A 14,260-nucleotide genomic window follows, 5' to 3' on the forward strand; every position below is an offset into this window, starting at 1 on the left:
AAGCTGTTCGGGCTGTAGTTCCTGCAACAAAATGTTCTATTAACTTTAATTGTTTTTCTCGGCTTAATTTACTTCGTTTCATAACTAAATTATAACAAATTTAAGTTATCTAGGACAGCCCCTAAAATAATATATATTTGATAATAGTCATAGATTTTATGGCTAATTAAATTTGAAAAAATGTTTGACATAAGCATAAAATTTTGTTAATATGATGTATTGTTAAAAAATTTAAAAAAATTAAGAGGTAATTAAAGAATGTTCACAGCTACATTATATGCACAAGGAGCACAAACTGCTCAGGCAGGAAGTCCAATAGTATCAATAGGTATGATGGTTGTAATTTTTGCCATATTCTATTTTTTATTAATAAGACCACAGAAACAGCAGCAAAAAAAATTAGCACAAAGTATAGCTGAATTGAAAAAAGGAGATAAAATAATAGTATCAGGTGGAATAGTAGCTGAATATATTTCAGATAAAGAAGGTGGAAGAATAGCTATAGTTAAAGTTGGTGAAAATACTAAAATGGAAATAATAAAATCTTCTATATCAGCAGTTGTTACAGAAGAAATGTTAAATCCTCCTAAAAAAGAAGAAAAGAAAAAAGCTATAGAAGATAAAAATCAGATAAAAGAAGATTTAGAGAAAGCTCAGGTAGAAGATAAAAAAGAATGATCTATATTAAAAAATAAATAATAATAAAACAGGATAATATATATGAGTCATAATTTAAGATTAGCATTCATTATCATAGGACTTGGTGTAATGGCTTGGTTTATTACTCCTACAGTGAGATGGTATTTTTTTACATCTGAAGATAAAAAAGATGAGAGTAATTTGTCTTTAGATGAAATGATAGCTAAAGGATACACTAAAGAACAGATAGATAATGTTCAATCTCTTAAACGTTTAAGAAGTGAATCTGTTAATATGGGTTTGGATTTGCAAGGCGGTATAAGAATAGTACTTCAGGCTGATTTTGAGGAATATGCTAAAAGACTTGAAAGGAATATTACATCTCTTACATCGGAAGAGAAAAATGATGCTATGGAAAGACTTATATCAAGACTTAGAGGAAGAATTGACCAGTTTGGAGTAAGCGAGGTTGGTATAAGAAAGCAAGGTGAGGATAGAGTAGTAGTTGAACTTCCGGGAGCAAGAGATCCTGATAGAATAAAAAGTGTAGTATTAAGTCAGGGTGCTTTAACATTTAATTTAGTTGATGAACAGTCTACAGCCACTTTAACTACTAATGATATGCTTATGGGAGTATTTACTAATACTGGTAAAGTACCTGAATATGGAAAACAACTTTATTTCTATAGTGAAAAAGATGATTTTGGAAGAAGAATCAGAGGTGCTCCTGTTATAGTTAATAAAGAGCCTTCTCTTGAGGGAAGTGCTTTGATTAATGCTCAAGTAGGAGGCGGTCAGTTCGGAGATGTTACTGTAGAGTTTGAACTTAATAATGAAGGTTCTACTCAATTTGCTGAAGTTACTGCTCAAAATAAAAATAGAATGCTTGCTATAGTATTAGATGATAAAGTTATCAGTGCTCCTAATATCAATGATGAAATAAGAGGAGGAAGAGGAGTTATTACTGGAAGATTTACTTTAGAGGAAGCTCAGGATTTAGCTAGAATATTAAAAGAAGGTGCTTTGCCTATTAATGTAAGTATAGTGGAAGAAGAGGTTGTAGGGCAGTCTATAGGTGCTGACTCTGTTAAGGCTGGAGCTACTGCTTTACTTATGGCTGCTATTTTGGTAGCTGTATTTATGATTGCAGTTTATAGAGTTTCAGGAGTTTTAGCTACTATTGCTATGATTGTAAATGTTATACTTATTATAGCAGTATTATCACCTTTAAGATTTACTTTAACTTTACCTGGTATAGCGGGTTTGATTCTTACTATAGGTATGGCAGTTGATGCTAATGTTATCATTTTTGAGCGTATAAAAGATGAATTAAAAATAAAATCTAATGTTTCTGAAGCTATTATATCAGGTTATGATAGGGCATTTGCTACTATATTTGACTCTAATATTACTACAATAATAGTAGCTTTAATACTTTGGATATTTGGAAGCGGTCCTGTACAGGGTTTTGCTATTACTTTGTTTTTTGGTATATTAATAAACCTATTTACAGCTGTGTTTATTACTAGATATATCTATGAAGAGATTATAAGAACTAAAGTGGTAAAGAAAGCTGGGTTCTTTTTTATATAATATAAGGATTGCATAAATGAGTGAAGATATTAAAAAAGAAAATAATGATTTAACGAAAAATAAAATACCTTTTGTTAAATTTATGCCTATTGCAGCTGTTATATCTGCTATACTATTCATAGCTTCTATCGGTTTATTTATTAGTAAACTAAGTACTAATAGTTTTAATATGGGTATTGATTTTGCAGGTGGTGTGGAATTAAAAGTAAAAATAGATAATCCAGAAGTTATTAATATTGCTGAGATAAGAGCTTTATACAATAATTTCGGAACAGAAACTATAAATATTCAGGAACTTGAAGGCGAAGATAATATCAATGCTTTTCTATTGAGATTTAGAGGCTCTAATGAAGAATCTGACAGAGCTATGAAAGTTCTATATGATAAATATACTCAGCAAAAAGTTTCTCTTATAGGAAGTAGTATTATAAGTGGTGTAGTTTCTGCAGATAATTTGAAATTAGCTTTCATATTAATAATTGTTTCTTGGGTAATCATTATGATTTATATTACTATAAGATTCAATTATAGATATGCTTTTCCTGCCATAATTACACTTATACATAATGTAGTTATAGTATTTGGTATACTTCTTTTCTTGAATAAAGAGTTTTCAGTACTTGTTCTCTCTTCAATGCTTACTTTAATAGGATATACAATTAATGACATCATAGTTGTATTTGACAGAATAAGAGAGAATGATGATATTAAAAGACCATTTAAAGAGATTGTTAATATAAGTTTAAACAATGTTGTGGGAAGAACTATCATAACAAGTATTTCTACTCTTCTTGCGGCACTTGCTATAATGATATGGGGCGGATTCATACTTTATGATTTTGCATTTACATTCTTCTGTGGTGTTGTTATAGGTACTTATGCTAGTAACTTCATAGCAAGCGGACTTTTAATTTTATTTATGAAAACTAAAAAAGATTGAAAATTAATTTAATGAAATATAATAAAAGAGCATGTATTTTTATGCATGCTCTTTTTTATTTGCATAATTATTAGAATATAAAGAACATTGTATGTATTTTATAAATATGCTAAAAATTCATCATTAATGTGATAATGATATTTTTGACAATATATTGATTTTAGTATATTATTTTTTTACTATTAAATTAATAATGGAATGAAAATTATGAATGACATTCAAATACCAAATATTAATAATTTTATATAGGTTTTTTAATGACTGAGAAAATTAACAATCTTAAGCAGTATATCAATGAAAATTTCTTACTTACTTTAACTAATAAGGGAATATATAATCGTTCTGTAAAGGATATTGATAATATTATAAATAATACGCCAGAGAAAATAAAACTTGAAGAGTTTGAGGGTAAAATAAAAGTAACGATAGATTCTTCTGATAGTATAGAAGTTATATTAAATGATGGGGATATAAAAGCTAGTGAATGTACATGTCCTTCAAAGGATATTTGTAAGCATATTATAATGTCGCTTTTGTATATAAAAAATATAGAAAGCTCTGTTTCAGATGAAAAAGATTTAAATAATGAAGTAGAAAATCAAGAAAATGGAAAAGAAGAGATTTTTCATAATGTTTTTGATGAAGTTAAAAATATCACATTCGATGAGATAAAAAAATTAAGTACAAAAAGAAATTTTGAATATGCCTTTGATAGATTTTATGAGGGTATAGAAGTATCTATAAAAGAAGATGCAATGCTTGAAATTAATATACCAGAAGAAGAAATTAAAATTTATTTTCCCAAAAAAGATAGTATACAAAAGTCTATATGTTCTTGCAAAGATTCTTCTTTATGCCTCCATAAAATAATAGCTATACTTGAATACAAAAAAATGTATGGAACTTTAGAAGAGATAATTGAAGATGATAAGGAGATAGATGAAAATATTTTAAAATTCTCTAAGGAGTTTATTGAAAATATTTTTGAGAAGGGATTTTATTCATGTAGCGAAAAGGATTTTGATATAGCAGAGCAATTGAGTATAAAACTGCAAATAAAAAATATGCCTGAAATCGCTAAAATGTTTAGAAGTATTGCAGATAGTGTAGATGCTATGCTTAATAAAAAAGCTTCTTTTAATAAATTATTTTCATTTGCAATTATTTCAAGACTTTATAATACCATAAAATATATAGAGAAATCAAAAATAGAAAATGATAATAAAATGCTTAAATTATTAGGAGGAGAGATTAGAAGCAAATATATAAATAGACAAAATGGAGAATTATTGGGAATAGGTGCTTATCCTTGGATTTCTTCTACTGGATATTTAGGAGTCAGTTCATATTTATATAATTTAAATACAAAGAGATTATCATTTTTTTCTTATGTTATACCTACATTTTATGATAATGCAAAAACTTCTTATGAAGATGTTAGAAGTAATTATAGAAAAAAAATACATTTTGAAAATAATATATCTATAGAAGAGATATCTAAATATAAAATTAAATTTATAAATTATAAAGTTAATAGTTATGAAAGAATATCATCTAGTAAATATACTTCTGTTATTTTAAATGATAGAGTAACTTATCAATTATTAGAACAAATGAAGTATTCTAAAAATAATGAAGAGCTTTTTGCAAAAAGTTATGATGATATAATAAACATTGATTTTAAATATGATTATTTTAATAAAAATGAAAGAACTAAAGTTATAATAGCAAAATTTCAGAAAATAGAAAATATTAATTTTAATAAAATAGAACAAATACTTTATTTTGATATAGTCGATAATTATAAAGAAAGTAATGAAGAAAGACTAACTTTAAATATAAAATATACATCTATTCATTCAAATGGTATACAATATATAATTGACTATAAAAATTCTGATATTGATAAGGATAGATTTATAGTTATTGAAAAAACTAAATATTATATTCGCCCTATAAGTATAATAAATGTCAATGCAGTTATAAATATATTTTTTGATACTTAACAGCAAGAAGTTTAATCTTCCCGCCGTTAAATATAATTTATGATTTATTTATGTACAAATTCTCTGATTTTTTTAGCTGTTTCTTTTAATAAAGGTATATCTTGAGTTAAAGCTATTCTAAAGTAATTTTCACTTCCAAAAGCAATACCAGGCACTACAGCAACCCCTACTTCATCTAATAAACGCATAGCAAAATCTAAAGAAGGCTCTTTTGAAAATTTTTCATATCCTACAAATAAATAGAAAGCTCCTCTAGGCTCTACAACATCAAAACCTAAATCGGTTAATTCTTTAGCTAGGAAAAATGCCCTTTCTTTATAAATATCTCTGAATTCCTCTATGATAGGATATTTTTCTAAAGCATATTCAGCAATAGCACATGAAAGAGTTACCATACTTCCTACATTATTAAAACTAGCATTAACTAAACATTTTCTTACATATTCAGGAGCTATACTGTATCCTATTCTCCAGCCTGTCATAGAATGAGATTTTGAAAAACCATTAAGAACTATAACTTTATCTTTTATAGAAGGATAAGAAGCAAATGAAATAAATGGATAGAATGATATAGCAGAATATATTTCATCGGCTATTATAAATATATCTTTCTTCTCAAAATATTTTACAAGTTCGTCCATTTCCTCTTTTTTTAGCATATATCCTGAAGGATTTCCCGGATTACTGAAAAGTATAGCTTTAGTTTTATTAGTTATTACTTTCTCTATTGTTTCAGGCTTTATTACTAGATTATCTGCCCTTGTATCCATAAATACAGTTTTTCCATAAGCAAGATTAATTGACTGTTCATAAGGTGAGAAGAAAGGAGTAGGTACTATAACTTCATCATCTATATTTAAAATAGTTCTGAATACTGAAGAGATACCTTCCATAGAACCAATATGCATAGTAACATTATCAGCTTTTATATCTGAATTATAGTATTTATTATAATGATTAGCTACCAATGTTCTTATATGTTCGCTTCCTCCAGAATGCGTATAGCCTAAAGTGTGAGTTTTAGCGTATTCACATCCGTATTCAATGAGTTCTTTAGGAGGTGCTAAATCAGGCTCTCCTATTGTGAGCATTATTGAATTTTCTTTTTTCTGTGCTTTTTCTGTAAGCTCTCTTATAAGCGAATATGGTACATTTACTATATTTTTATTAAGTTCCATAATAATTCTCCATAATTCTAATTATATTTTAAATACAATATTGTATACAATAATATTATATATAATAATATTTTACCAAATATATTTTATTTGTCAAATTATAATTTTCCAAAAATAATATAGTATAATTTTTTTATATACATTGATAATAAAAAAAGGTGCCAACTTTATTAAAGTAAACACCTTAATTAGTTTATATTCTTTATTTAATTATCATTAACTTGTTTATTATCTATTCTCAAAGAAAAATCCGAAGCTAAACATCAAACCTACAGAATGATATTGTTTAACAGTATGAGAAGCAAATAGATTATTCATATCATTAGCATTAAAAATCATATTTTCATAAGATAAATGGACACCAGCAATGAAATCTGTTTTTTCTGTTTTAAAGAATTTCCTTTCAAATGATAATCTTACATAAGGAGATATTGGAACTGATTTATAATTCATATTTATTAAGGGATTAAACTGCACTCCTGAAGATATTCCTACAAGAAGATTTTGATTATTTTTAGTTAAATCAAATTTTAAAGCTACTCCTGTATATATTCCGAATGCTGATACTCTGTTAATCAAAGATGTATTTTTATCGATTACAGATACCATATGCTCATTAATACCAAAATCAAATAAAAGATCTATACCACTTAATAAATTAACATTATTTAATTTAAATCCATATCCTATTTGAAAATTTATATCTAATCTTGGATCTAATAATACACTATTATAATCTTTAGTTTCAGCTATATTGATATCCGCACCTAATCTAGGGCTTATTCCAAATTTAAAATTAGCAAAAAGATTAAAAGAAAATAATATTAACAATGCTGGTATATAAAATATTTTTTTTGATATAATCATTATGTAAAATCCTTAAATTAAATCACATATGTAATAAACATATATATAAATATATTTGTAAAATATATTTATATTATAATAACTTTAAGCACTCTCAAAATTTTGTTTTGGATCTGTTGGTTTTGCATTACTGCATGATGGCAAACTAATTAATATTAATGTTACCATAAAAATAGATAAAATTTTTTTCATATTTTAATTCCTAGTATTTTTATATGATAAAAATTATCAAAAAAAAAATTAATAAACAAATTATAGTTCATAAATTATTAATAAAATAAACTTTTTACAAAAAATACAAATTATTTATATTAATATTTTAAAAAAATGAATATAAAAAAATTGCAGCTTATAAAAAATATTATAAACTGCAATTAATATTTTATCTAAATATTAAGTTTTTTTAATTATTATTTTCTTAAATCATCTACTAATTTAGTTTTATCAGCAGTTTTATCATCTTTAGTTTTTATTACTTTAGCAGGATTACCGGCAACCACCTGATTTTCTTCAACATCTTCTAAAACAACAGCACCAGCCCCTATAACAGCATTCTTTCCAATATGAACGCCTTCTATAATAACAGCATTAGCTCCTATTACAACATTATCCTCTACAATAACAGGCTTTGCAGAAGGAGGCTCAATAACACCTGCAAGTACAGCACCTGCACCAATATGACAGTTCTTTCCTACAATAGCACGTCCGCCCAAAACAGCACCCATATCTATCATAGTGTTTTCCCCTATTTCAGCACCTATATTGATAACAGCACCCATCATAATAACAGCATTATCGCCAATTTTTACTTTATCTCTAATAATAGCACCAGGCTCTATTCTGGCATTTACATTGAAATAATCTAAAGTAGGTACACCAGAATTTCTTCTATCATTTTCCAAATAATAATCTTCTATAAATTTTTCGTATTCTTTTAATATTCTTTTTATCTCTTCATATTCTCCAACTACAAAATGAAATTCACCTGAAGAAAATACTTTGGCATTACTTTTTATTTTAGGTAAATTACCTTTTATATATATTTTCACAGGAGTTTGCTTTTTAGAATTTTTAATAAATGCAATAATATCTTCTGACTTTTCTAACATATCCATGTCCATTTCTCCTATAATAATTTATCAAATATTTTAAGATAAAACTTCTTTCATTCTGTAAAGACCAGGTTTTTTTCCTAAAAGGAATTTGGCAGCTTTTATAGCACCATTAGCAAAAATTCTTCTTGAAGTAGAAGAGTGTCTAATTTCTATAACCTCATCATCACCATAGAAAATAACGCTATGATCACCTACAACAGAACCACCTCTTACAGAATGTATCCCTATTTCTTTTTTATCTCTTACATGAAGTCCGCTTCTTCCTCTAACTAAAGACATTTCATTATCCAAAGCATCATTAATGATATTGTAAAGACTTTTAGCAGTACCGCTAGGAGAGTCAACTTTTCTATTATGATGAGTTTCAATAATTTCAATATCAAAATTTTTAAGTTGAGGAGCTATTTTAGAAACAACCTCATTCATAAGATTAATTCCGATACAAGTATTAGATGATAATACTATAGGTACATGTGTAGAAGCTTCAATTATTTTAGCAAGCACCATTTCATCATATCCTGTAGTACATATAACCATAGGAATATTATTTTTTACACCATATTCTATCATATCAGGAAGTCTTGAAAAATGAGAAAAGTCTACAATAACATCTCCTTTTTCATTTGTGAAGTCATCAGCAAAACCAGCAATTTCTATTTCACCTTCTTTTTCTATAACTTCTTTTAATATTGAACTCATTACTCCAGTTCCATGTATTATTACTTTCATATTGCACTCCATAGTTTTTATTTTATTATTTTTTTAAATTGTATTTATTAATAACTTGTTTTACAAGCTCTCTATTTTTTTCAGTTAAAGGTCCTAATGGTGAACGGCATTCTCCCACATCAAAACCCATTATATTCATAGCCTCTTTTATAGGTACAGGATTTGTTTCTATAAACATAGCTCTAGTCAAATCTATATATTTAATTTGAGCTTTAATAGATTCATTAACATTTCCGTTTAAGAAATTCATAACCATATCATGATTTTCTTTAGGTATAATATTACCAGTAACGGATATAACACCTTTAGCCCCTAAAGCCATCATAGGAGTTACCATATCATCATTACCAGAATATATATCTAATTTCGGAACAATATTTGCAATATCAGCGACATATCCTATATCTCCACTGGCTTCTTTAATGCCCTGTATATTAGAAACTTCAGATAAAGTTTTAATAACATTCAAAGATAATTTTACCCCTGTTCTTGAAGGCACGCTATATATAATAACTGGACATTTAACATTATTAGCTATTTGAGTATAATAATCAATAAGTCCGCTTTCATTCCCTTTATTGTAATAAGGCGTTACTGCCATAACTATATCAGCACCATATTCATAAGATTTTTTACTGAATTCTACTGCTGTTGCGGTATTATTGGTTCCTGTACCTGCTATTACTATAGTTCTTTTTTTGACAACTTCTATACAAAATTTAATAACTTCCATTCTCTCTTGAGCTGTGAGAGTTGCACTTTCTGCTGTAGTACCTGCTGCGATTATAGCATCTATTTTATTTGCTATTTGGAATTCTATAAGCTCTTCTAGTTTTTTGTAATTAATTTGATTATCTTTTGTAAAAGGTGTTATTAAAGCTACACCAGCTCCTTCAAATAATGACATATTTATCTCCTTTAATTATATATTGTATTATAAATTTTTTCCATAGTAAAAATACAATAATTATGTTAATTTGTGAACTTTTCTTTATTTTTATAAGTATTATAAACATTTAATACTTGGATTTTTACTCCAAAATTAATAGCCTCCTCATCTATATCGAATAACCCATTGTGAATAGGTGCATTTATTTTTTCATTTGAAACACCTAAACTAAAAAAAGAACCTTTTATTCTTTGAAGATAATAGCTGAAATCCTCTGTAGTCATATTTGGATTTTCTTCCAAACTATTTTCCTTACCGAAAGCATCTTCTGCTGATTGTCTTATAATATCAACAGCATCTTTATGATTTATTAAGGCAGGATAAGAAGGTATATTAATAAATTTTCCTTCTGCATTAAAACTTTTTGCAGTATTAGTAACTATATTTTCTATTGTACTTAATCTACTAGCTCTTGTATTGTCATTGCATAGCATTCTAATTATTCCTTCCATTTTTACATTATCAGCTACTATATTACCAGCACTACCTCCATTTATAGTCCCAATATGAAGTCTAATAGTTCCATCTGTAAATGCTGATGTAAAGCTATGAAGCTGAGTTATAATATGAGAAGCAATTACTATAGGATCTATTCCATTATATGATTTTGCTCCATGAGCAGATTTTCCTTGTATATGTATTTTAAACATATTAGAACTTGCATACATTGCTCCATAAGTTGTGCTTACTTGTCCTACTTTTATTTCTGGACGCACATGAAGACCATAAATTACATTAACATTTTCCAAAGCATTTTCATTAATCATAGGTAAAGCACCACCTGTAGTTTCTTCTGCAGGCTGATATATAAGTCTTATATTGCAAGGGGGCTTTATTTTTGAAAAATATTTTGCTATTCCTGTAAGTACTGTAGTATGAACATCATGTCCGCAGGAATGACATTTTCCTTTATTTTTTGAAGAATAAGAACATTCTTTTTTATCTTCCATAGGTAAAGCGTCCATATCCGCCCTAAAAGCAATAGTGAAATTTTTGTCTTCTCCTTCTATATCCGCTATTATTCCTGTTTTGGCTATTTCTGTTTTATGATTTATATTGAGAGATTTTAATATAGAAGATATTTTTTCTGAAGTTCTAAATTCTTCAAAACCAAGTTCTGGATTGGCATGTAAGTCTCTTCTCAAATCTATTAAAAAATCTTTCATAGATAAAAGCAAATCATTTGATACTATATAACTATTATTTTGCATTATTATTACACCTTTATAATTTTTAAAATAATTATAAAATTATATTTATTTTTTATTGATGAAATTATTTATATAGAAAATTATTTCTTGGATTTTGATGAGTTACGTTTGAAAGATTTATAGAATTTAGAAAGTTGAAAATATATATTTGAATGTGAAACATTACAGGTTAACGAAGTATACATTTTAAACTCCTTAAAATTATTTATAGTATTATTATATGTAATAATACTATAAAAGTCAAGAACAACATCATTATTTTTTTTAAATATGAATTATTCTATAAAAAAAATCTATTTTATAATAAAAGCATTATATATTTTTTTATTTACTTTAATCAGCCCATCTACCAACCCCTAAATTTATATAAAAAAGGAATGCATATTTAAAAATATACATTCCTTAAAATATTCAAAATTATTTATTATAATCTTATTCCAATCTGAGCACCTAAATCTACACTTGATAATTTAAAATCATAAGTTTTACTTTCCATAAATGGTATATCATAAGCAATATAAATACCTGCTGTTATGTTTAGAGGAAGTATAAAATCAAGAGTAGCTTTTACATAAGGGATAAATGGTTTATTAAATTCTTTATATATGGTTTTAGTATCATATAAACTTGCTGACCCTATTGAATCGGAGCTTAATTTTTGATACATAAGTCCTGATATAGGGAATTTAAATCCACCGCCTATACCTATAGATATAAATCCTACATCTATTCTAGGAAGAAGCCCTAAATTAAAGCTGTCAAATGAAGCACCGTATTTTCCTTTTTGTCCTTTTATTCCGAATGCAAATACATCTTTTTGATAACCTATATCAAGTCCTATACCTAATGCTATATTGCTGATACCAAAATAATATCCAGGTATAACATGAATACCGAATTCAAAACCTGCATCGGATTTTGTGTATTTAGAAGCATCAGTACCATTATAAGTACCCAAACTCACTCCAAATGGAAATAATACATTCACTTCAAAACCAGTTTTAGCCATTAAATTTCCGCTTAGGCTTATAACAATCAAACTTGCAATTACTATTATTTTTTTCATAATATATCCTTTTATATTGTTTTATTGTTCTAGAATATCGGAAAAATAAGAAATATATATTGTAAAATATTTAAAAAGAACAATAAAAAAAGGAATGCATATTTGATTTTATGCATTCCTCTCAACACTTTTTATGTCGATATTAGTTAGAATCTTAAACCGAATTCACCGCCTAAATCGAAAGACGAAATTTTTATATTGCTGACAGGATCTTTGTATTCTATTAAAGGTATATCATAAGAGGCATATACGCCCAAAACTATATTATAAGGTAGAAGAAAATCAACTACTGCTTTGACGTAAGGTATATAAGGATTTTTGAAATTTTCCTGTAATCTTTTATAATCGTATACTTGAGAAGTATATCCTCCATCGCTTTCTCTAAAATAGCTACTTCCTGATAAAGGTATTTTTATACCAGCACCTACCCCTATAGATACGAATGCAATATCTATTCTAGGAAGTATTCCTATCATTAAATTGTCAAAAGCTACTCCTCCTTTTGATTTTTCATCAACTACAGCTTTGAATGCAAATAGATCTCTGTTATAACCTAAATCTAAGCCTAAACCAAATGATAAATATTCAAGACCAAAAAAGTAAGCAGGCTGAACATGAATACCAAATTCAAAACCAACATCTGATTTTATATAAGAAACATTGTTTCCACTGTAAATACCAAAACTAGCACCTACTGGTATCATTAATCCAAAGCTAAATCCTGTTTTAGCCATTAAACTCCCACTTATAGTCATTATTAATAGTGAAATTATTATAATTAATTTTTCATTATTTGCTCCTTAAAAAATTTACTAATTAATAAGTATCATAGTTTTTATAATAAATTATAGTGTATAAAAAATCAATAGATAAATACCTTATTATAATTGGTATTTATTTTATTTAGTCTATTTTAATAAAAAAATTAAAATTATGATCGTAAGAATAAGGTAACTTTTTTTATTTTTTAACATTCGACTGAATTGTTAAAAAGTACAAAAGTTATAAAATGACATTGCAATAAATAGAAAATAATTATATGTTTTTTATATTAATTTAAATTTTGTAAAAATATATGGTCAGATAAAAAAATCTAATAAGGACTTAAAGAAATATGCAAGAAAAAATTAATGAGCTTAGAAAAAGAAAAGAAAAAATTGAAGAGGCAGGCGGTAAAGATAGGATAGAAGAGCGTCATAAAAAAGGTAAATTAACAGCCAGAGAACGTATTTTGCATCTTTTAGATGAAAACACTTTCTGTGAGATAGATGCTTTTATAGAGCATAGATGCAGTGATTTCGGAATGGAAAAAAATAAGATAGCAGGGGAAGGTGTTGTTACAGGATACGGAAAGATTAATGGCAGACAGGTATGTGTATATGCACAGGACTTTACTGTAATAGGCGGATCTTTAGGACAAATGCATGCAGCTAAAATTTGTAAAATACAGGATATGGCTATAAAATTAGGCTGTCCTTGTATAGGTATAAATGATTCAGGCGGAGCTAGAATACAGGAAGGTATTGACTCATTGAAAGGATATGGGGATATATTCTATAGGAATGTTCAGGCTTCAGGAGTTATACCTCAAATATGTGTTATAATGGGACCTTGTGCAGGTGGAGCTGTTTATTCGCCTGCTTTGATGGACTTCATATTTATGACAGATAAAAGTTCAAATATGTTTATAACAGGTCCTCAGGTTGTAAAGGCGGTAACAGGGGAGCAGGTTTCAGCAGAAGATTTGGGAGGAGCTTTTGTTCATAGTAAAACTTCTGGGGTTGCTTCTTTGATGTTTCCTGATGAAATATCAACTTTAGATGGTGTTAAGAAATTATTATCATATATACCTCAAAATAATTTAGAAGATGTACCTTTAGAAAATACAGGAGATAATCCTAATAGAACAGATGAAGAATTATCAAATGTTCTTCCAGATAGCCCTAATAAGCCTTATGATGTTAAGG

General features: G+C 27.2%; 13 protein-coding genes and 1 pseudogene. 5 read left to right on the forward strand and 9 right to left on the reverse strand.

What is annotated here, in order from left to right; all coding sequences use genetic code 11:
- Positions 1–82, reverse strand: a pseudogene (locus tag Q1J76_RS05300) (IS1595 family transposase); the annotation flags it as partial.
- A gap of 176 nt (positions 83–258) precedes the next feature.
- Between Q1J76_RS05300 and yajC the strand changes: the two are divergent.
- From yajC to Q1J76_RS05320, 4 genes are all read left to right on the forward strand, one after another.
- Positions 259–678 carry a preprotein translocase subunit YajC gene (gene yajC, locus Q1J76_RS05305; RefSeq protein ID WP_300367864.1) on the forward strand — a complete coding sequence of 140 codons (420 nt, stop codon included), beginning with the start codon at positions 259–261 and terminating at the stop codon, positions 676–678.
- A 42-nt stretch (positions 679–720) separates the two neighbouring features.
- The gene (gene secD / locus Q1J76_RS05310) at positions 721–2,232 is read left to right on the forward strand and encodes a protein translocase subunit SecD (protein ID WP_300367867.1); all 1,512 of its coding nucleotides are present in this window, start codon (positions 721–723) and stop codon (positions 2,230–2,232) included.
- Positions 2,233–2,248: 16 nt separating this feature from the next.
- Positions 2,249–3,172, forward strand: a complete 924-nt coding sequence (gene secF / locus Q1J76_RS05315) for a protein translocase subunit SecF (protein WP_300367870.1) — start codon at positions 2,249–2,251, stop codon at positions 3,170–3,172.
- Positions 3,173–3,429: 257 nt separating this feature from the next.
- Positions 3,430–5,178, forward strand: a complete 1,749-nt coding sequence (locus Q1J76_RS05320; protein WP_300367872.1) for an SWIM zinc finger family protein — start codon at positions 3,430–3,432, stop codon at positions 5,176–5,178.
- 44 nt (positions 5,179–5,222) lie between these two features.
- On the opposite strand, the gene Q1J76_RS05325 is transcribed toward Q1J76_RS05320, so the two are convergent.
- The 8 genes from Q1J76_RS05325 to Q1J76_RS05360 all read right to left on the reverse strand — a co-directional run bounded on the left by Q1J76_RS05325 (position 5,223) and on the right by Q1J76_RS05360 (position 13,027).
- Positions 5,223–6,356 (reverse strand): pyridoxal phosphate-dependent aminotransferase, encoded by a 1,134-nt coding sequence (locus Q1J76_RS05325; RefSeq protein WP_300367874.1) that lies wholly within the window; start codon positions 6,354–6,356, stop codon positions 5,223–5,225.
- Positions 6,357–6,584: 228 nt separating this feature from the next.
- Positions 6,585–7,223: a hypothetical protein gene (locus Q1J76_RS05330; protein WP_300367877.1), complete on the reverse strand. Its 639-nt coding sequence runs from the start codon at positions 7,221–7,223 to the stop codon at positions 6,585–6,587.
- A 410-nt stretch (positions 7,224–7,633) separates the two neighbouring features.
- Positions 7,634–8,338: a 2,3,4,5-tetrahydropyridine-2,6-dicarboxylate N-acetyltransferase gene (gene dapD / locus Q1J76_RS05335; protein WP_300367881.1), complete on the reverse strand. Its 705-nt coding sequence runs from the start codon at positions 8,336–8,338 to the stop codon at positions 7,634–7,636.
- Positions 8,339–8,371: 33 nt separating this feature from the next.
- Positions 8,372–9,067 (reverse strand): 4-hydroxy-tetrahydrodipicolinate reductase, encoded by a 696-nt coding sequence (dapB, locus tag Q1J76_RS05340; protein ID WP_300367884.1) that lies wholly within the window; start codon positions 9,065–9,067, stop codon positions 8,372–8,374.
- A 25-nt stretch (positions 9,068–9,092) separates the two neighbouring features.
- The gene (dapA, locus tag Q1J76_RS05345; RefSeq protein ID WP_300367887.1) at positions 9,093–9,974 is read right to left on the reverse strand and encodes a 4-hydroxy-tetrahydrodipicolinate synthase; all 882 of its coding nucleotides are present in this window, start codon (positions 9,972–9,974) and stop codon (positions 9,093–9,095) included.
- A 65-nt stretch (positions 9,975–10,039) separates the two neighbouring features.
- Positions 10,040–11,227, reverse strand: a complete 1,188-nt coding sequence (locus tag Q1J76_RS05350; protein WP_300367890.1) for a M20 metallopeptidase family protein — start codon at positions 11,225–11,227, stop codon at positions 10,040–10,042.
- A gap of 424 nt (positions 11,228–11,651) precedes the next feature.
- Positions 11,652–12,293, reverse strand: coding sequence for a hypothetical protein (locus tag Q1J76_RS05355; protein ID WP_300367893.1), 642 nt, complete (start codon positions 12,291–12,293; stop codon positions 11,652–11,654).
- A gap of 146 nt (positions 12,294–12,439) precedes the next feature.
- Positions 12,440–13,027, reverse strand: a complete 588-nt coding sequence (locus Q1J76_RS05360; RefSeq protein ID WP_300367896.1) for a hypothetical protein — start codon at positions 13,025–13,027, stop codon at positions 12,440–12,442.
- Positions 13,028–13,407: 380 nt separating this feature from the next.
- On the opposite strand from Q1J76_RS05360, the gene Q1J76_RS05365 reads away from it, so the two are divergent.
- Positions 13,408–14,260, forward strand: an 853-nt coding sequence (locus Q1J76_RS05365) for an acyl-CoA carboxylase subunit beta (protein WP_300367899.1), incomplete at its 3' end; no start/stop codon positions are given.

Source organism: Brachyspira sp., from assembly GCF_029258575.1.
Classification (GTDB): Bacteria; Spirochaetota; Brachyspiria; order Brachyspirales; family Brachyspiraceae; genus Brachyspira.